The following is a 17,997-nucleotide window of genomic DNA, read 5'->3' as shown; positions in this document are numbered from 1 at the left end:
GGGCGCCCGCCGCCCGGAGCCATTCAACGGAAGGGGCGGGCACGACGAGGACAGGCGATGACCGACGAGATCACCCGCTCCACCGGCTCCGCGGAGGACTTCGTCCTCACGATGAATCCCATGGCGGACCGCGCGGCGCCCTGGACGCCCGGCCAGAACGAGATCCTGAACGACGGCGCCTTTGCCGCCGCCCGGTCGGCGATCACATCCTGGCCCGGATATGCGCCGACCCCCCTGCGGTCGCTGCCCGCGCGCGCCGCGGACCTCGGAATCGCGTCGCTCCATTACAAGGACGAAAGCGAGCGTTTCGGGCTCGGCAGTTTCAAGGCCCTCGGCGGCGCCTATGCGGTCGCCCGGCTGTTGCAGCGGGAGCTCGAGAAATCGCTGGGCCTGTCGCTGGCGATGCTGGAACTGGTGACGGGCGAATACGCCGACATCATTTCCAATATTACTGTCTGTTGCGCCACCGACGGCAATCATGGCCGTTCCGTCGCCTGGGGCGCGCAGACCTTCGGCGCGCGCTGTGTCATCTTCATTCACGAAACGGTCTCGGAGGGCCGCAAGGCGGCGATCGAGGCCTATGGGGCGGAGGTTCGACGCTGCAAGGGCAACTACGACGACAGTGTCCGGGAGGCGCAGGAAACCGCGACCCGCGAGGGCTGGTTCGTCGTCTCCGACACCTCCTATCCCGGCTACATGGAGGTGCCGAAGGACGTGATGCAGGGCTACGAGCTGATGGCGGCCGAAGCCTTCGAGCAGCTTCGGCAGAAGCCCACGCATGTCTTTCTGCAAACCGGCGTTGGCGGCATGGCTGCGGCCGTGGCGGCGCAGGCCAAACGCCGTTGGGGCGCGGAGCGGCCGACAATCGTGCTGGCGGACCCTGATCGCTCCGCCTGCTGGTTGGAAAGCTTCCGCGCTGGGCGGCCGACGCCGGTCGAGGGCGATCTCGACACCCTGATGGCCGGTCTCGCCTGCGGAGAGGTTTCCGCGCTGGCCTGGGAAATCCTGAAGGACCACGCGGATGCCGTCATGGCGCTCCCCGACGCCGCTGCGCTGCGGGAAATGCGCGATTTGGCGCGCCCGCGGTCTGGCGACCCGGCCATCGTGGCCGGCGAAAGCGCGGTGGCCGGCCTCGCGGGGCTCGCCGCTGCCATGGGCGACCCCGAGGCGCGGGCGCTACTCGGCCTTGGCGCGGAGAGCCATGTGCTGGTCTTCGGCACGGAGGGCGCGACGGACCCAGACCTTTACGACAGGATCATCTCGGGCCAGGCCGCGTAAGCCGCACGTTCATCGCCGCGGCGGTCCAGATGGGTCCGATCGTCCGAGACGAGCCGCGACGCAGTACTTCAATAATGCACTGTTGGTGCGGGCTGGGTGCTACCAGAACGGCCTTTGGGCGGTGGCTGTTGCCGAGGCCGGCCGGCAGGAGGGCTGCGACCTGATCGGCGGCGGTGTCGTCATGGCACCCACGGGCGAGGTTTTGGCGCGAGCGGCCGGCACGGGGGACGAAGGTATTCCGGCCCGCGTCGACCTGGACCGCTGCACCGAGATCCGGGCAAACGTGTTCGATTTCGCCGGGCACCGCCAGCCCGATGCCGATGGCCTTCCGATTAAGTAGCGGCGGCAACCGAAAGGGAGTCAGCAGAGTCCGGCACGGACCCTTATGGCTTGCCTACGGGGCGGAGAGCGTCTAGACCGGAATGTTAATTGAAGACGCGTGAAAAGGATAAAGCCATGGCTACACCGACTGGTCCGTCCCGCGGCGCCACACAGAAACCCATCAGGAAGGCCGACGCAAAATGACAGATCCGTTCGTCCTTGGCGTTGTGGGCAGTGTCGCGGCAGGCATGATGACCGGAGTCGGAGCCCTGCCGATTTTCTTCTTCAAGACCATATCGGTGCGTTTGCAGGACACGCTGCTGGGCGCGGCAGCCGGCGTGATGCTCGCGGCATCGTTCTTCTCGCTGATCATTCCGGCGCTGGAAGTGGCCGAAGGACTCTACGGTGGTGGTGCCACGCCTGCGCTTATTGCCGTGATGGGGGTGCTGATCGGAGCGGGGTTCATCGCCGCGATCAACGAGCATGTCCCGCACCAGCACTTCGTCCTCGGCAAGGAGGGTCCGGTGACGGATTCCCTCCGGCGGATCTGGCTTTTTGTGCTTGCAATCGCCATCCACAACTTTCCGGAGGGCCTTGCCGTTGGCGTCGGCTTTGGCGGCGGTGATGTGGCGCAGGGAACCACGCTCGCCATTGGCATTGGCCTGCAGAACGCACCGGAGGGCCTCGCGGTCGCCTTCGCGCTTGTTGCGGAAGGCTACCGTCGGCGCATGGCATTCTTCGTGGCCTTCCTGACCGGCCTTGTGGAGCCAATCGGCGGGCTGATCGGTGCCGCAGCGGTCACCATTGCGCAGCCCGTGCTGCCCTGGGCACTGACCTTCGCGGCCGGCGCGATGATCTATGTCATCAGCCACGAGATCATTCCCGAGACGCACCGACGCAATCATGCGAATTCCGCCACGACGGGCTTGCTGTGCGGCCTGGTGGTCATGATGTTCCTCGATGTCTGGCTGGCCTGAAACGCCCCACACACTCAACCTGGCGTGTTTTTCAGCATTTGCCTGCTTCGTAACATATCGTCTGTGCGGTGTGTCCGAAGGGGAACAGAGCCCGTCCAAAACGGCAGGGTATGCTATGCGTGCAAGGCGGGTTTTCCTCAAATATGACGGGGGTTTAAGTGGTATTCCTTGGGATCTGTCCCGTCATGAGCCGCGAGGCTATATCGTCACATTGAACGTATCATGGAATTGCGCCACTCCCTGCCGCATCTTTTTTGGCGCAGGCCAACGAACGTAGACGTAGATACGCCCCGAAAGGACGTGTCGCCGCTGTACCGGGTGACATCGGCCCCGTGCCGACGCCATCCGCTTCCGCCGTCGGTTTGACATGTACAGGAGACAAAGATCGTGACGACGTCTGATCGCATCAAGAATGCCCAACTTCGCGCGAAGGTCATGAGCGCGGAAGACGCCGCGGCGTTGATTGAGAACGGCGAAATCGTGGGCATGAGCGGGTTCACCGGCTCAGGCTACCCGAAAGCGCTTCCGAAGGCCCTGGCGTCCCGCATCGAGGATGCTGGCGAGGACCTGAAGATCGGTCTGTGGACCGGCGCCTCCACCGGGCCGGAACTGGACGGCGCACTCGCCAAGGCGAACGCCATCGTGTCCCGGATGCCCTACAACTCCGACCCCGCGGGGCGCGACCGGATCAACAAGGGCGAGATCGACTATCTCGACATGCACCTCAGCCACGTCGCCCCGATGGTGTGGGAAGGGTTCTTCGGCAAGCTGAAGACGGCGGTGATCGAGATCACCGGCATCCGCGAGGACGGCTCTCTGATCCCGGCCACCTCGGTGGGCAACAACAAAACCTGGATCGACTGCGCCGAACGCGTGATCCTCGAGGTCAACAGCTGGCACGACGAGCGGCTGGAGGGGATGCACGACATCTACTACGGCGGCGCGCTGCCCCCGAACCGGGTGCCGATTCCGCTTGTCTCTGCCGATGGCAAGATTGGGCAGACGACCTTCCGCTGCGATCCGCACAAGGTCGTCGGCGTCATCGAGACCTTCCTGCCCGACCGGAACGCGCCGTTCTCGCCGATCGATGAGACCTCGCGGACGATCGCCGGCCACCTGATGGACTTCCTTGAGCACGAGATGAAAATGGGGCGGCTGACCGACCGGCTGCTTCCGCTGCAATCGGGTGTGGGCAACGTGGCCAACGCCGTGCTCGACGGGCTGAAGGACGCGCCGTTTCACGACCTGAAAGCCTATACCGAAGTGCTTCAGGACGGGATGCTGGACCTGCTCGACTGCGGCAAGCTGACCTTCGCGTCCGCGACCGCCCTGTCGCTGAGCCCGGAAGGCGCGGAGAGGTTCCGCAATAACCTCGAGTTCTACCGTGACAAGGTTCTTCTGCGTCCGACGGAAATCTCGAACCACCCGGAAGTGATCCGGCGGCTGGGCTGCATCTCGATGAACGGCATGATCGAAGCCGACATCTACGGCAACGTGAACTCCTCGCTGGTGATGGGCTCCAAGATCATGAACGGGATCGGCGGCTCCGGCGACTTCGCCCGCAACGCGTTCATCTCGATGTTCGTCACGCCGTCCACGGCGAAGGGCGGCAAGATCTCGGCCATCGTTCCGCAGGCGAGCCACGTCGACCACATCACCCAGGACGTGCAGGTTCTGATCACCGAGCAGGGCCTTGCGGACCTGCGTGGCCTCTCTCCGAAGAAGCGGGCCGAAAAGATCATCGAAAACTGCTCGCACCCGGATTACCGGCCCATGCTCCGAGACTACTACGAGCGGGCGAAGCGGGATTCGTTCGGCCTGCAAACGCCTTCGCTGCCCAGCGAGTCGCTGTCTTGGCACCAACGGTTCATCGAAACCGGATCGATGCTCCCCTAACCGCCAGCGCGCGCGACCGTCCGAAAGCGGCATGGCCGCTTCTGGCGTCAAATCGGGCGGGCATGGCAGTCAAGAATGAGAAACGGGGCCGCACGTGCGGCCCCGCTTTCATTTCGCAGATTGGAAAACGCCGTTTAGGCGTCGGCTAGGAACGCTTCCACGTCGGCCTTGCGCGGCATGGGCGCGACGGCCCCGTAGCCTTGGGTCGAGAGTGCAGCGGCCGCGTTTGCGTACCGCGCGGCCTCAAAAGGATCGTCGCCGGCCGCGATCCGCGACAGAAACGACCCGTCATAGGTGTCCCCCGCGCCTGTCGCGTCGACCGGTTTCACCTTTCGCCCGCCGATCATGCGCCGGTCGGACGGCGTTCCGACGAGGGTCCCTTTCGCACCGAGCGTGAGCGCGACCATCTTGGCCCCCAGGCCAAGGTAAAAGTCGACGATCTTTTCCGGATCGTCGGTACCCGTAAGATGGATCGCGTCGTCGAGCCCCGGCAATGCGATATCGCAGCGTGTCATCGCCTCATGGATGACCGCCCGGGCGCGGGCCAGCGGCCAGAGCTTGAGGCGCAGGTTGGTGTCGTAGGAGACCATCCCACCGGCGCCCTTCACGATGTCGATCGCCTCGAAAACCGTGTCGGCCGCGCTGGCGGAGATCGCCTGGCTGATTCCAGACACGTGGAGGATCTTGGTCTCCTTCAGCGCTTCCACCGGCAGATCCTCCGGCCGCATGGTGCTCGCCGCGGAATTGGATCGGTAGTAGCTGAACGCGTGCCCCTCCGGCCCGTGGGTGACGAAGTAGATGCCCGTCGGGGCCCCGGAAATTTGCCGGACCGTGGACGTGTCCACGCCCTCGTCGCGCCAGAGCTGCATGAAACTGTCGCCGAATGCATCCTTCCCCAGCAACGTGACGTAGCCGACCGACGCCCCCTGGCGCGCAGCGGCGCAGGCCGCGTTGGAGGTGTCGCCCCCGTGGCCGGGCAGGTAGTTGCCGTCGGGCTGCTGGTTGAATTCCAGCATGGGTTCGCCGAGGCAGAGAATGTCAGTCGCCATGTGCAGTCTCTCTGATGCAGGGGACCGCGAACCCTGCCGGGGCGGCCGCTTCGAAGGGGGCGCATCCTGAGACCGTGGCGGGCTGAAGGCCACGCCGTCAGGATGCGGCGGGTGGGACGTTCGAGTGGTCTCACGCCCGGCGAGGGGCGCCGCCGCCCGCGATCTAAGCGAATCCGGCGGTGTTGTCGACCGCAGGGGCGTCGCATGCCGCAAGGGGTGACGGCATCACGGCAGAACTGGGCATTCCGGGCCGGTGCGGCGCGACGGCCGCTTAAACGCCGCCAGACAGGCCAAAACCGGGTGTCATGCGGCATCTGGTAGCGCTTGCAGCGGGGGAATTCCCGCGTTGCATTCGCGCTTTGTTCAGCCATTAGCGGCGCCAACCACTTTATTTCGATGACAGAAGGGCGCATTACCTTCCGTGCCAAAGGGTGCCATATCCTGCGTGATGAGACCCCGACGCCGATCCGGCGGCTTCGGGATATCCGTGGGGACCGGCCCCGCCATCCCCGGAACATGCCGCGTCCGTCCGGACGCGGCCCTAGCAGAGCGGTTCTATCATGGCGATTTCCAAAACTCTCGCTGACGAGTTGGAGAAGAGGCGCAAAGTTGCGCTGGAAGGCGGCGGTGCAAAGAAAGCGGAGGATCGACACGCCAAGGGGCGGATGACCGCTCGTGAGCGTCTCGATGCACTGTTCTCTGCGGGATCGTTCCAGGAATTTGGAATGCATGCCCAGCACAAGACGCGACATTTCGGGATGGAGAACAAATCCATTCCCACGGACGCCGTGATCGCCGGCACCGGCTTCATCGACGGCCGCCCGGTGGCCGCATTCAGCCAGGACTTCGGCGTCGCCGGCGGGTCTCTCGGCGAGATCCACGCCAAGAAGATCTGCCACGCGCTCGACAGCGCGGGGAAAGCCGGGATGCCCGTCATCGGCTTCAACGACTCCGGCGGGGCGCGCATTCAGGAAGGCGTCGGCGCGTTGTCGGCCTATGGTCAGGTGTTCTATCGGAACGTCCAGCTTTCCGGCGTGGTGCCGCAGATCTCCGTGATCGCAGGCCCCTGTGCAGGCGGTGCGGCGTACAGCCCGGCGCTGACCGACTTCCTCATCATGACCCGCGAGAACGCGCAGATGTTCATCTGCGGCCCCGAGGTCATCCGCGCCGTGACCGGGCAGGTGACGACGATGGAAGAGATCGGGTCGGCCCAGGCACACGCCTCCGTCTCCGGGAACATCCACTTCATCGCCGAGAACGACACGCACGCCGTGGAGATCGTCCACCGCCTTCTGTCGTTCCTGCCCTCCAACAACATGTCGGACCCCCCGCACCGGATCGAGGCGGAGCTGTCCGTCGAAGACGACCCCGCGCTCGATGACATCCTGCCCGAAGATCCGAAGCTGCCCTACGACTGCCGCAAGGTGATCGAACGGCTTGCCGACGACGGGGACTTCATGGAGGTCGCTGCGGATTTCGCTGCGAACATCGTGGTGGGCTTCGGCCGCATCGGTGGCGTGGTCGTGGGTTTCGTCTCCAACCAACCGACGGTGAAGGCCGGCACGCTCGACATCGATGCCTCCGACAAGGGCGCGCGGTTCGTGCGGTTCTGCAACGTCTTCAACATTCCGATCGTCACCCTGGTTGACGTTCCCGGCTTCCTGCCCGGGGTCAATGAGGAACGGCGCGGCATCATCCGCCACGGCGCGAAGATGCTCTTCGCCTATGCCTCCGCGACAGTGCCGAAGATCACGCTGATCATGCGGAAGGCCTATGGCGGCGCTTACCTCGCCATGTGCAGCCAGGATATGGGCGCGGACCGCGTTCTGGCCTGGCCGACGGCCGAGATCGCGGTGATGGGTGCGGAAGGGGCGGTTAACATCCTCTACCGCAAGGAACTCGCCAATGCGGAGGACCGGACGGCCAAGGCCAAGGAACTCGCCGACGAGTACCGCGCCGAGTTTGCCTCGCCCTACCTCTCCGCCGGGATGCTCTTTGTCTCCGATGTCATCCAGCCCCGCGAAACCAAGGGCGCCATTGCCCTGTCGCTGCGGGCGCTGCTGTCAAAACGCGAGACTCGCCCGCCGAAGAAACACGGCAACATCCCGCTGTAAGAGAAAGGTTTCGGAATGCTCGAAAATCTGGAACTGATCGGCACGGGCTTCGCGGTTGTGATGACAGTGCTGGCGGCGATCTGGGGCGCGTGCGCGCTGATCGGTGCCTTCTTCGTTCGCGCGGAGCGGGCGGCGCTTTCCGTCAAGGCGGTCGCGACCCCGGTTACGGCGGCTCCGGCCGCCGCGGCCGGGACCGATGCCTCCGGCGTTCCGCCCCACCACCTCGCGGCGATTGCCGCGGCGGTGGCCCATACGCTGGGCGCCGGATACCGGGTGACGCGCGTCTCTGCGCCGGCCCATGAGATTGGCGACTGGCCCCTGGAAGGACGGTTTGAGACCTTTACGGCCAATCGCGTCCGCACCGACTGGGGCCCAACGCGGGTGGCTCAGGCCAGCCCGCACACCAAATAATGTGAGAGGACATCAGCAATGAAACGCTTGCGGATCACCGTGGAAGGCACCGCCTACGATGTAACCGTCGAAGATCTCGACAGCGGCAGTGGCGCCTCCCCGGCGCCGGCTCCGGCACGCGCAGCCGCCCCGGCCCCTGCTGCCGCACCCAGCACGCCTGCCAGACCGGCGGCCGCGCCGCCTGCCACGGCCCCTGCCGGCGCCGCTGGCCCGGGGGACGTGCCCAGCCCGCTCGCCGGGACCGTCGTGAGCGTCGATGTCACCGTCGGCCAAGCGGTGAAGTCCGGCGACAGCCTGTTGGTGCTGGAAGCCATGAAGATGAACACCTCTGTCGGCGCGCCTCGGGATGGCACCGTTGCCTCCGTCAACATCACCCCCGGCGCGACTGTGACCGAGGGACAGGTCCTTGTAACACTTTCCTGATTGGGGGACTCCTTCCATGGAAGGTACCGTAACGGAGACCTCCAAACTGGCGCAGCTCTGGGAACTGACGGCCATATCCGATGTCACCATGCAGATGGTGGGGATGTGGGCGATCATCGCGGTGCTGTTCTACTTGGGAGTCTATAAGAAATTCGAACCGCTCCTGCTGATACCCATCGCCTTCGGGGCGTTGCTGGCCAACCTTCCGACGGAAGGGCTGGTGAACGCGCCGGTGGGGGATCATCCCGGCGGGCTTTACTACTACATCTCCAAGGGCGTGGAATATGAGATCTTCCCGCCGCTCATCTTCCTCGGCGTCGGAGCGCTGACGGACTTCGGTCCGCTCATCGCCAACCCGCGAACGCTGCTCCTCGGGGCCGCGGCGCAGTTCGGCGTCTTCGCAACGTTCCTCGGGGCGACTATCATCGGCTTCTCGCCGATGGAAGCCGGCGCCATCGGGATCATTGGCGGCGCGGACGGCCCGACCTCGATCTTCCTGGCCAACAAGCTCGCGCCGCACCTTCTCGCGCCGATCGCTGTTGCGGCCTACAGCTACATGGCCCTGGTGCCGATGCTGCAGCCGCCGATCATGCGCGCGCTGACGACCGAACACGAGCGCAAGATCCGCATGAAGTCCTTGCGGAAGGTCACGCGGCTCGAGAAGCTGATCTTCGCGGGGCTCGTCACCATCGTTGTCATCCTCCTCGTGCCCGCAGCCGCGGCGCTGATCGGGATGCTGATGCTCGGCAACTTCCTGCGGGAAAGCCTTGTCACCGAGCGCCTGACGAAGGCGGCGCAGAACGAGCTGATCAACATCGTCACGATCTTCCTCGGCACTTCGGTCGGGATCACCATGACCGGCGAGCGGTTCCTGAACGTCGACACGATGAAGATCCTCGGCCTCGGCGTGATCGCCTTCGGCATCGCGACGGCTTGCGGGGTTCTCATGGCGAAGGCGATGAACGTCTTCAGCAAGAACAAGATCAACCCGTTGATCGGTTCGGCTGGTGTCTCGGCGGTTCCGATGGCCGCGCGCGTCAGCCAGGTGGAAGGACAGCGGGCCGACCCGGCCAACTTCCTCCTGATGCACGCCATGGGCCCCAACGTGGCAGGCGTGATCGGTACGGCGGTCGTCGCCGGCTACTTCATCGCCTGGTACGCGAACTGATACCTTACGGGGACCTTTTCGATAGAAAGGGTCTCCGAACCATCAGAAAAGGAAAGGCCCGCAGTACGCGCTGCGGGCCTTTCTCCGTCCAAGGGCGTCTCCGAACCCGGATCAGCTCTTCATTTCTTCCCAGAAGCTCTTCACGCGGGAAAAGAAGTTGGTCGAGCGCGGGTTGTTCTCCGCACTCAGTTCCTCGAACTCCCGTAGCAACTCCTTCTGGCGCGCGGAGAGGTTCACCGGCGTTTCGACAATCAGCTCGATGAACATGTCGCCCATGCCCGCGCCGCGAAGAGCCGGCATTCCCTTGCCGCGCAGCCGCATCTGCTTGCCGGTCTGGGAGCCAGCGGGCACCTTGACCCGGCTACGGCCTCCGTCGATCGTCGGCACCTCGATATCGCCACCCAACGCCGCCGCTGTGATGCTGACGGGCACGTGGCAGAAAAGGCTCTGCGCGTCGCGCTTGAAAAGGTCGTGTTCTGCAACCTCCAGGAAGATGTAGAGATCGCCCGGCGGGCCGCCCCGCGTCCCGGCATCGCCCTCGCCGGCAAGCCGAATGCGGGTTCCCGTCTCGACACCTGCGGGAATGTTGACCGAGAGCGAGCGCTCCTTCTCAACCCGTCCGCTGCCCTGGCAGGTCTTGCAGGGGTTCTTGATGATCTGGCCGAGCCCGCTGCAGGTGGGACAGGTGCGCTCGACAGTGAAGAAGCCCTGCTGGGCTCGCACCTTACCCATGCCAGAGCAGGTCGGGCAAGACACGGGCTCCGCACCGCCTTCAGCGCCGGTCCCGGAACAGACGGTACACGCCACGGAGGTCGGCACGTTGATCGTCTTCTGAATGCCGGTATAGGCCTCTTCGAGGGTCACACGGAGGTTGAAGCGCAGGTCGGAGCCGCGCGCGGCCCGTTGGCGCGGGCCACCCCCGCGTGCGCCACCCATGAAATCGCCGAAGAGGTCGTCGAAAACGTCCGAGAAGGCCGATGCAAAGTCGCCCGACTGGTGGAACCCGCCGCGGCCACCGCCGCCACCCATGCCGCCTTCGAACGCCGCGTGGCCGAACCGGTCATAGGCGGCTTTCTTGTCGGCGTCCTTCAGGACGTCGTAGGCTTCGTTGACTTCCTTGAACTGGGCTTCGGCGTCCGGCTTGTGCGAGTTGCTGTCGGGGTGAAGCTCGCGGGCCTTCTTTCGGTAAGCCTTCTTGATCTCGGCCTCCGAGGCTCCACGCGCGATGCCCAGAACCTCGTAATAGTCACGTTTTGCCATCGGTTATCCTTTTGGCTCCAACGCACGGACCGGCCCGGTTTCCCGGACCGGCCCGCCTGGAGCGTGTCGCCAGGTCAGCGCTTGTCGTCGCCAAGGTCCTCGAAGTCGGCGTCCACGATATCCTCGTCGACACCATGCGGCACGTCCTCGGAGTCCGGCGCGGCCTCGCCAGCCTTCTCTTGTTCGGCCTTGTAGATGGCCTCGCCCAGTTTCATGGCCGCCTCGGTCAGGTTCTGGATGCCGGACTTGATCTTCGCGGAATCCGTCCCTTCGAGCGCTTCTTCGAGCGGACCCATGGCCAGTTCGATCGCCTCGACGGTCGACGGGTCCACCTTGTCCTTGTGCTCTTCGAGCGACTTCTTGGTCGAGTGGAGCAGGCTCTCGCCCTGGTTCTTGGTCTCCACCAGTTCCTTGCGCTCCTTGTCCGCCTCGGCGTTCGCCTCGGCGTCCTTGACCATCTGATCGATCTCGTCGTCGCTCAGACCGCCGGAAGCCTGGATGGTGATGTTCTGCTCCTTGCCGGTGCCCTTGTCCTTGGCACTGACCGAAACGATGCCGTTGGCGTCGATGTCGAAGGTCACCTCGATCTGCGGCATGCCGCGCGGCGCCGGCGGAATGTCCTCGAGGTTGAACTGGCCGAGCAGTTTGTTGTCGGCCGCCATCTCCCGCTCGCCCTGGAAGACCCGGATCGTCACCGCGTTCTGGTTGTCTTCCGCGGTGGAGAAGATCTGGCTCTTTTTCGTCGGGATCGTCGTGTTGCGGTCGATCAGGCGGGTGAACACGCCACCCAGCGTCTCGATGCCGAGAGACAGCGGCGTCACGTCCAGCAGAACGACGTCTTTCACGTCACCCTGCAGAACACCGGCCTGAATGGCGGCGCCGGCGGCAACCACCTCGTCAGGGTTCACGCCCTTGTGGGGTTCCTTGCCGAAGAACTTCGTAACCTCTTCCACGACCTTGGGCGTGCGCGTCATGCCGCCCACGAGAACGACCTCGTCGATGTCGGACGTGGAAATGCCGGCATCCTTCAGCGCGGCTTGGCAAGGCTTGATCGACTTCTTGATCAGATCGCCGACGAGGCTTTCCAGCTTCGCTCGGGTCAGCTTCATCACCATGTGCAGCGGCGTGCCGCCATTGGGGTCCATGGAGATGAACGGCTGGTTGATCTCGGTCTGTTGCGAGCTGGACAGTTCGATCTTAGCCTTCTCGGCGGCTTCCTTGAGCCGTTGCAGGGCCATTTTGTCCTTCGTCAGGTCGACGCCGTGCTCTTTCTTGAACTCGTCGGCCAGGTACTGGACGATCCGCATGTCGAAGTCTTCACCGCCGAGGAACGTGTCCCCGTTGGTCGACTTCACCTCGAAGAGGCCCTCGTCGATTTCCAGAATGGTCACGTCGAAGGTGCCGCCGCCAAGGTCGTAGACGGCGATCGTCTTGGTCTCTTCCTTGTCGAGGCCATAGGCGAGCGCGGCTGCGGTCGGCTCGTTGATGATCCGCAGGACATCGAGACCGGCAATCTTGCCGGCGTCCTTCGTGGCCTGACGCTGAGCGTCGTTGAAGTAGGCGGGAACGGTGATGACGGCCTGCTTGACCTCTTCGCCGAGGTACGACTCGGCTGTTTCCTTCATCTTTTGCAGGATGAAGGCGGAAATTTGCGACGGGCTGTATTTCTCGCCACGGGCCTCGACCCACGCGTCGCCGTTGCCGCCTTCGACGATGTTGAAGGGAACGATCTTGCGGTCTTTCGCCACCGCGGGGTCGTCCTCCCTGCGGCCGATCAGGCGCTTCACGGCGAAGATGGTGTTTTCGGGGTTGGTGACGGCCTGCCGCTTGGCGGGCTGGCCGACGAGACGTTCGTTCTCGGTGAAGGCGACGACAGACGGCGTCGTGCGTGCGCCTTCGGCGTTCTCGATTACGCGGGGCTGCGACCCGTCCATGATGGCGACGCAGCTGTTCGTCGTACCGAGGTCGATACCGATGACTTTGGCCATATGCTTACTACCTCTCTTGGCGATGTTGCGGGCCCGGGCCCTGTCAGGCTCCCGCAGCCCTATCCCAGATTTTGGCCGGATCGGTGCCCGGCCGTGCATCCCGGCGTATATAGGAGCGGAGATTTCACCCTGCAAGCCGCCATGCGCCGCAGATATGAGGGCAAAACAATGAAGAAAGTGCCAGCAGAGCCGCTTCCCCGAGCGACCCTGGAGATCCGCGGGGTCTCACTTTATCAGGGCTTTCTGGACCGCGAGACGCAGGAGCAAATGGTTGAGGATCTGCGCGCGGTCGTGGCCGCGGCGCCGCTCTTTCAGCCCGAAACGCGGCGAGGGCAAAAGATGTCCGTGCGGATGACGTCGGCGGGCAAAGTTGGCTGGGTCAGCGACAGGCGCGGCTACCGCTACGAACCGTCGCATCCGCAGGGCATGGGCTGGCCGCCGATCCCAGCCAGCGTGCTGAGCGTCTGGAACGCGGTGGCCGGCTCCGATCGGGGCCCCGACTGCTGCCTCGTCAACTACTACGGGGAAGGTGCTCGGATGGGGCTGCACCAGGACAGGGACGAAGCGGACTTCGAGCAGCCGGTAGTCTCGATCTCGCTCGGTGACGACGCATTGTTTCGGATCGGCAACCTCACGCGCGGCGGCAAGACGGAGTCCATCTGGCTCACCTCCGGCGACGTCCTGGTCATGGGCGGCGCGGCGCGGCTGGTCTATCACGGGATCGACCGGCTTCGGCCAGGATCGTCGGCGCTTCTTCCGAATGGTGGCCGGATCAACCTCACTATGCGCGTTGCGCGTTAGGCAGGACCGGCCGAGGATGCGCTCCCGCCTCGGCAATCAATCGGCAGCTTCTCGAAGCCTTTCCGCCATCGCGTCGATCACATGCTCCTCGCGTTCGTCCCGGGCGTACGGCCGAAGCTGGGAGAGTAGCTTTGCCATATGTGCCAGCGTCAGCGGATCCTGTGCGACATAGAAATGGGACTTCCCGAATGTCGCCTCCATCAGAACGTCGAAAGTCAGGTGCTTGCGGTCCATGGGGCCGAGCAACCGGTCGTCCAGCCCGCCCTCGTAGGTCAACGACACGTGCAACGCCGCATACATCCGATTAAGGCAGTCAATTGCCGTGAAGGGGTCGTTCACGCCGGGAGAAAGGGCGCGCACGGCGATCTCGACCAGTTGATCGGTCAGGAATAGCGGGTTTTGTTCTTCCGTCCGTCCATCCCCGATCCCGAAACAGGCGCGCAGCGAGTTTAGAGTCTTGGGGTCGGGCGGCCTGTTGTTGTCATCCGGATAGATCTCCATGACCGGTGTTCCCGCGGGAACGAAATCGCCTGGCTGCGACAGCAAGAGAAAGCGCCAGCCGTTCCGACGGCTCAGCAGGTCCAGCCGTTCGAGATCCACTGTCGCAATGTAACCGGACCAGTCCAGCGTGGGCTGCCCGATGGGCGGGCGGCGCGGCTGTTCCTTCGGCCGGTCGAACGGCTCTGCGTCGACCTCCGCCCTGACGGCCGCTTCCAGCCGGCGGCTAAGGCCTGCCGTGATGTTCCCCACGTTGATCGTCTCCGGCACGTGGTGGATGAAGTAGATCATCACGAGGATGGAAATGAGGGTCAGGATCAAGGCGACCAAAAGCGCCAGATGCGGCACGAAGACTTCCGCCACCGGACCCTTCACCGTGCGCAGCACCTGCAGGCAATAGGCGAAGGTCGCGATCAGCACGCCGAGCGACCATTGGTTGCCGCGATCGCGCATGAAGTTCGACACGAGGCGCGGCCCGAAGTTGCCGGAGGCAAAGGAGACCGCGACCATGGTGAGCGAGAACATCACCCCGGTGACGCCAATGATTGAACTGGCCATGAGCGACAGCAGCGCACGGGCGCCGGCGGCCTGGGTGTCCCGCAACGCCCTCGGCAGGACATCCACGCCGAATTCCGGATAGACCCGATCCAACCAAACCATCGTGAAGGCCAGCCCGTGGGCGAGCACCACCAGAACCAGCGGCAGAAACCAGTAACTCTCCCGCGTGGTTCGCAGCAGTGTGACGATCCAGACCCGAGACATCGGCTCAAGCGGCTCCGGAGAGAGAATAGGGGGTCATGTCGTCACCTTTCCTTTGAGCCGTGCTGCCACTCAAGCCCAATCGCCGGGCCGGAGCAACTGGGCAGGAACTCAGAATATTATCCATGCAGCAGCATAACCACGGCGCCGACGGTGATTGCGCCGGCAAGGGTCGTGACACCCATGGCGGAAGCCGCGATACGTTCCGCCCCGTGCCGTGCGGCGAAGATCGTATAGATAGAGAGCATGGGCACGCAGGCAAATATTAGTCCGCCGACGGCGAGTTCGGACGGAACGCCGGGAAGGATCATGAGAACGGCGTAAACGACTGCCGGATGAACCACGAGTTTCCCGAACGCCACGAGGAACACAGGCCCGCCGATCTCCGTCATGCGCGCGCCAGCCACGGTTCCGCCCACGACAAAGAGCGCGAGCACCGGAGCGGCCGCGATCATGAGCGTGCGGGTGGTCTCCAGCGGCGCCGGCAGCGGGAGCCCGCTCGCGGCGCAGATCAGGCCAGCAACCAGCCCGAGAAGTGCAGGGTTCACCGCCATTCGCCGCAGCGTGTCACGGATCGCCTCCGCGGTGGAAAGTCGACGGGTCCGCGCGACCACGTCGGCGATGGTTACAGCGACGGGGATGCCGAAGATGTTCTCCGTTACCACGACATGTACGATGAGAGTATCCACCAGATCCGGGATCAGGATCAGCGCAATGGGCAGGCCCAGGAACATGCTGTTGGACGCCCCGGCGCCCAGTCCAAGCACCCAGGCCGCGCCGGGCCCCATGCCGAACAGCCGCCGCAAGACGAGCGCCGCTGCGAGCATCACCAGGAAGGAGGCCAAGGCGTAGCCCGCAATGAACTGCGGGTTGAACTGGCTGGTGCCGCCGACCCGGGAAACGGCCGACGCTACGACCACCGGAATGCAGATATACAGCGCGAAACGACTGATGTGGGGCAGGCCGGCAGGATCGATCAGCCCGCTGCGAATGGCAACGTATCCGAGCAGGATCAGCAAATAGATGGGAATGAGAGAAACGAGCGGCGCGAACAAGCGGCGACCCCTTGCGGACGGACGATGCGCCCATTTGGTACGACGGGCCGGCAGGCGCAAGGCGGTACGGCGCGCGCGTCACCGTTTCGCCGGCCAACCTAAGGAGGCTTTTTTGCGGGTATGGGTCCCAGGCCAAGCCAAGGCAGACCACACACAGATCGCAAACAGCATGAAACCGCCCCAGCCCGATGCGCCGCGCGGATCGGCCACCTCATGTGGGGCACGCGCCTAAGGCTGACCTGTGCGAACTTTCTCGCAGGGAAAACTTGCCGATCCCGTGATGCGGGACGATAAGGGCGTGACAGGACATCACACAGAATTGGGCCGTCCCGAGGAGAGCAAGTATGGATTATGACCGCCTGACCAAAGTGATCCGGCGCCTGGCGCTGGAGGCCGGGGACAGGATCATGGAGATCTACAATGCCGACGACTTCGACGTGCGGGCGAAATCGGACAACAGCCCGGTGACGGAGGCCGACGAGGCCGCGGACGCACTGATCTCCGCCGGGCTGGCGGAGGCTTTCCCGGACGTGTTGGTCGTCACCGAGGAGCAGGCGGCCTCTCACTCGGAGCGTGCGGCGAGCTTTCTGATCGTCGACCCGCTTGACGGCACCAAGGAATTCGTCAAGCGCCGCGGAGACTTCACCGTCAACATCGCCTACGTAGAAAATGGCGTGCCGGTGCGCGGCGTGGTCTATGCGCCGGCGAAGGGGCGGTTGTTCTATACCGGGGCTGACGGGCGATCCGTCGAGGAAACGGGCGACTTTGCCAAGGATGCGCCCGGCCCCGTCACTCCCATCGGCGTCACCCAGCCGGACAACGCCGCGCTGATGGTCGTCGCGTCGAAGTCGCACCGCGACCAGGCGACGGACGAGTACATCGCCAAGTATGCGGTCAAGGACATGACCTCGGCCGGCTCATCGCTCAAGTTCTGCCTCATCGCGGCGGGCGAGGCGGATCTCTATCCCCGGCTCGGCCGGACGATGGAATGGGACACCGCCGCCGCCGACGCGGTTCTGCGGGGCGCGGGCGGGCGGATGGTGCGTTTTGACGACCATTCGGACTTCACCTACGGCAAGCCGGGCTATGAAAACCCGTTCTTCATCGCCTTTGCACCGGGCGTGGAGTTGAAGCCCGCCGCATGAGCGTTCTGATCGTCATTCCCGCCCGCTACGCGTCTCACAGGTATCCCGGCAAGCCCCTCGTGCCGCTCAAGGGCGCAAATGGCCACTCCCGGACGCTGATACAGCGGAGCTGGGAGGCGGCGATGGCCGTCGAGAACGTCGACCGGGTGGTGGTGGCCACCGACGACAGTCGAATCCGCACCGAAGCGGAGAGTTTCGGTGCGGAGGTCGTCATGACCTCTGCGGCCTGTGCGAACGGCACGGAACGCTGCGCAGAGGCTCACGCTCGGATCGGTGGCGGATACGAGATCGTTGTCAACCTGCAGGGGGACGCGCCGCTCACGCCCACATGGTTTGTGAGCGATCTGGTCGAGGGGCTGCACACCGATCAGGACGCCGAGATCGCAACGCCGGTTCTGCGGTGCGACGGCCGGGCTCTCGCGACGCTGAAGGACGACCGCGCCGACGGACGGGTGGGCGGCACGACCGCGGTTTTCGACAGGTTCAAGCGGGCGCTCTACTTTTCCAAAGAAGTCGTGCCCTACACCGCGACGGTCTACGCGCCGGAAGCGGAGACGCCAGTGTTTCATCATGTCGGGGTCTATGCCTACCGGGCCACCTCGCTTGCGAAATACCCATCATGGCCGCACGGGCCACTGGAACGGCTGGAGGGGTTGGAGCAGCTCAGGTTCCTCGAAAACGGCCGCTACGTTCTCTGCGTTGAGGTGGAGGCGCGAGGCCGACTCTTCTGGGAACTAAACAATCCGCAGGACGTTAATCGCATCGAATCAATGATGGCAGAGATGGGCATCGAGTGATCCATATCGTGTGCAATTGTCTCAATGTGGGCTGACTTTTGCCAAATCGCACCATTA

Annotated in this window: 16 protein-coding genes; 11 read left to right on the top strand and 5 right to left on the bottom strand. The window is 64.4% G+C overall.

The features are described 5' to 3' along the window. The first annotated feature begins 57 nt into the window (after positions 1–57). The 4 genes from BM075_RS14965 (at position 58) to scpC (ending at position 4,472) form a co-directional block, all read left to right on the top strand. Entirely contained in the window at positions 58–1,278 is a 1,221-nt protein-coding gene (locus tag BM075_RS14965; RefSeq protein WP_093361506.1) for a diaminopropionate ammonia-lyase, read from the top strand. Beyond that, entirely contained in the window at positions 1,202–1,618 is a 417-nt protein-coding gene (locus BM075_RS25115; RefSeq protein ID WP_143089884.1) for a nitrilase-related carbon-nitrogen hydrolase, read from the top strand. Before BM075_RS14965 ends, BM075_RS25115 begins: the two co-directional genes overlap by 77 nt. A gap of 181 nt (positions 1,619–1,799) precedes the next feature. Beyond that, the gene (locus BM075_RS14955; protein WP_093361505.1) at positions 1,800–2,576 is read left to right on the top strand and encodes a ZIP family metal transporter; all 777 of its coding nucleotides are present in this window, start codon (positions 1,800–1,802) and stop codon (positions 2,574–2,576) included. Positions 2,577–2,963: 387 nt separating this feature from the next. Next, the gene (gene scpC / locus BM075_RS14950) at positions 2,964–4,472 is read left to right on the top strand and encodes a succinyl-CoA:acetate CoA-transferase ScpC (protein ID WP_218152861.1); all 1,509 of its coding nucleotides are present in this window, start codon (positions 2,964–2,966) and stop codon (positions 4,470–4,472) included. A gap of 134 nt (positions 4,473–4,606) precedes the next feature. Here scpC and BM075_RS14945 read toward each other — a convergent pair whose 3' ends face one another. Beyond that, positions 4,607–5,521: a sugar kinase gene (locus BM075_RS14945; RefSeq protein ID WP_093361504.1), complete on the bottom strand. Its 915-nt coding sequence runs from the start codon at positions 5,519–5,521 to the stop codon at positions 4,607–4,609. 560 nt (positions 5,522–6,081) lie between these two features. On the opposite strand from BM075_RS14945, the gene BM075_RS14940 reads away from it, so the two are divergent. From BM075_RS14940 to BM075_RS14925, 4 genes are read left to right on the top strand one after another with little or no spacing between them, the layout of a single operon-like run. After that, positions 6,082–7,635 carry an acyl-CoA carboxylase subunit beta gene (locus BM075_RS14940; RefSeq protein WP_093361503.1) on the top strand — a complete coding sequence of 518 codons (1,554 nt, stop codon included), beginning with the start codon at positions 6,082–6,084 and terminating at the stop codon, positions 7,633–7,635. 15 nt (positions 7,636–7,650) lie between these two features. Then, the gene (locus BM075_RS14935) at positions 7,651–8,046 is read left to right on the top strand and encodes an OadG family transporter subunit (protein WP_093361502.1); all 396 of its coding nucleotides are present in this window, start codon (positions 7,651–7,653) and stop codon (positions 8,044–8,046) included. A gap of 18 nt (positions 8,047–8,064) precedes the next feature. Then, complete coding sequence (locus BM075_RS14930; protein ID WP_093361501.1) at positions 8,065–8,469, top strand: biotin/lipoyl-containing protein; 405 nt, start codon at positions 8,065–8,067, stop codon at positions 8,467–8,469. A gap of 16 nt (positions 8,470–8,485) precedes the next feature. Next, on the top strand, positions 8,486–9,637 hold the full coding sequence (locus BM075_RS14925) for a sodium ion-translocating decarboxylase subunit beta (protein ID WP_093361500.1): 1,152 nt from the start codon (positions 8,486–8,488) through the stop codon (positions 9,635–9,637). A 111-nt stretch (positions 9,638–9,748) separates the two neighbouring features. Here BM075_RS14925 and dnaJ read toward each other — a convergent pair whose 3' ends face one another. After that, the gene (gene dnaJ, locus BM075_RS14920) at positions 9,749–10,897 is read right to left on the bottom strand and encodes a molecular chaperone DnaJ (protein WP_093361499.1); all 1,149 of its coding nucleotides are present in this window, start codon (positions 10,895–10,897) and stop codon (positions 9,749–9,751) included. A 74-nt stretch (positions 10,898–10,971) separates the two neighbouring features. After that, positions 10,972–12,885 (bottom strand): molecular chaperone DnaK, encoded by a 1,914-nt coding sequence (gene dnaK, locus BM075_RS14915; RefSeq protein ID WP_093361498.1) that lies wholly within the window; start codon positions 12,883–12,885, stop codon positions 10,972–10,974. 168 nt (positions 12,886–13,053) lie between these two features. Here dnaK and BM075_RS14910 point away from each other — a divergent pair, with 168 nt between their 5' ends. Beyond that, complete coding sequence (locus BM075_RS14910) at positions 13,054–13,686, top strand: alpha-ketoglutarate-dependent dioxygenase AlkB family protein (protein WP_143089883.1); 633 nt, start codon at positions 13,054–13,056, stop codon at positions 13,684–13,686. A gap of 36 nt (positions 13,687–13,722) precedes the next feature. On the opposite strand, the gene BM075_RS14905 is transcribed toward BM075_RS14910, so the two are convergent. Both BM075_RS14905 and BM075_RS14900 read right to left on the bottom strand, forming a co-directional pair. Then, entirely contained in the window at positions 13,723–14,946 is a 1,224-nt protein-coding gene (locus tag BM075_RS14905) for a DUF2254 domain-containing protein (protein WP_093361496.1), read from the bottom strand. Positions 14,947–15,062: 116 nt separating this feature from the next. Then, positions 15,063–15,998, bottom strand: coding sequence for an AEC family transporter (locus BM075_RS14900; RefSeq protein WP_177208366.1), 936 nt, complete (start codon positions 15,996–15,998; stop codon positions 15,063–15,065). A gap of 344 nt (positions 15,999–16,342) precedes the next feature. On the opposite strand from BM075_RS14900, the gene cysQ reads away from it, so the two are divergent. Together cysQ and BM075_RS14890 are read left to right on the top strand one after the other, a co-directional pair. Continuing rightward, positions 16,343–17,143 carry a 3'(2'),5'-bisphosphate nucleotidase CysQ gene (gene cysQ, locus BM075_RS14895; RefSeq protein WP_093361494.1) on the top strand — a complete coding sequence of 267 codons (801 nt, stop codon included), beginning with the start codon at positions 16,343–16,345 and terminating at the stop codon, positions 17,141–17,143. Further along, positions 17,140–17,940, top strand: a complete 801-nt coding sequence (locus BM075_RS14890; RefSeq protein WP_093361493.1) for a 3-deoxy-manno-octulosonate cytidylyltransferase — start codon at positions 17,140–17,142, stop codon at positions 17,938–17,940. Before cysQ ends, BM075_RS14890 begins: the two co-directional genes overlap by 4 nt. Positions 17,941–17,997: the final 57 nt, after the last annotated feature.

Source organism: Tropicimonas isoalkanivorans (genome assembly GCF_900112335.1).
GTDB classification, from domain to species: Bacteria; Pseudomonadota; Alphaproteobacteria; order Rhodobacterales; family Rhodobacteraceae; genus Tropicimonas; species Tropicimonas isoalkanivorans.
The sequence above is the reverse complement of the archived record's forward strand: the minus strand, read 5'-3'. Positions and strand labels throughout refer to the sequence as shown.

What these genes read in the sequence shown, in the direction of transcription:
- BM075_RS14910 (WP_143089883.1), top strand. Translation starts at nt 13,054, where the DNA reads ATGAAGAAAGTGCCAGCAGAGCCGCTTCCCCGAGCGACCCTGGAGATC.
- dnaK (WP_093361498.1), bottom strand. Translation starts at nt 12,885, where the DNA reads ATGGCCAAAGTCATCGGTATCGACCTCGGTACGACGAACAGCTGCGTC.
- BM075_RS14945 (WP_093361504.1), bottom strand. Translation starts at nt 5,521, where the DNA reads ATGGCGACTGACATTCTCTGCCTCGGCGAACCCATGCTGGAATTCAAC.
- BM075_RS14905 (WP_093361496.1), bottom strand. Translation starts at nt 14,946, where the DNA reads ATGTCTCGGGTCTGGATCGTCACACTGCTGCGAACCACGCGGGAGAGT.
- BM075_RS14955 (WP_093361505.1), top strand. Translation starts at nt 1,800, where the DNA reads ATGACAGATCCGTTCGTCCTTGGCGTTGTGGGCAGTGTCGCGGCAGGC.
- cysQ (WP_093361494.1), top strand. Translation starts at nt 16,343, where the DNA reads ATGGATTATGACCGCCTGACCAAAGTGATCCGGCGCCTGGCGCTGGAG.
- BM075_RS14930 (WP_093361501.1), top strand. Translation starts at nt 8,065, where the DNA reads ATGAAACGCTTGCGGATCACCGTGGAAGGCACCGCCTACGATGTAACC.
- BM075_RS14935 (WP_093361502.1), top strand. Translation starts at nt 7,651, where the DNA reads ATGCTCGAAAATCTGGAACTGATCGGCACGGGCTTCGCGGTTGTGATG.
- BM075_RS14925 (WP_093361500.1), top strand. Translation starts at nt 8,486, where the DNA reads ATGGAAGGTACCGTAACGGAGACCTCCAAACTGGCGCAGCTCTGGGAA.
- BM075_RS14965 (WP_093361506.1), top strand. Translation starts at nt 58, where the DNA reads ATGACCGACGAGATCACCCGCTCCACCGGCTCCGCGGAGGACTTCGTC.
- BM075_RS14890 (WP_093361493.1), top strand. Translation starts at nt 17,140, where the DNA reads ATGAGCGTTCTGATCGTCATTCCCGCCCGCTACGCGTCTCACAGGTAT.
- BM075_RS14940 (WP_093361503.1), top strand. Translation starts at nt 6,082, where the DNA reads ATGGCGATTTCCAAAACTCTCGCTGACGAGTTGGAGAAGAGGCGCAAA.
- BM075_RS25115 (WP_143089884.1), top strand. Translation starts at nt 1,202, where the DNA reads ATGTGCTGGTCTTCGGCACGGAGGGCGCGACGGACCCAGACCTTTACG.
- dnaJ (WP_093361499.1), bottom strand. Translation starts at nt 10,897, where the DNA reads ATGGCAAAACGTGACTATTACGAGGTTCTGGGCATCGCGCGTGGAGCC.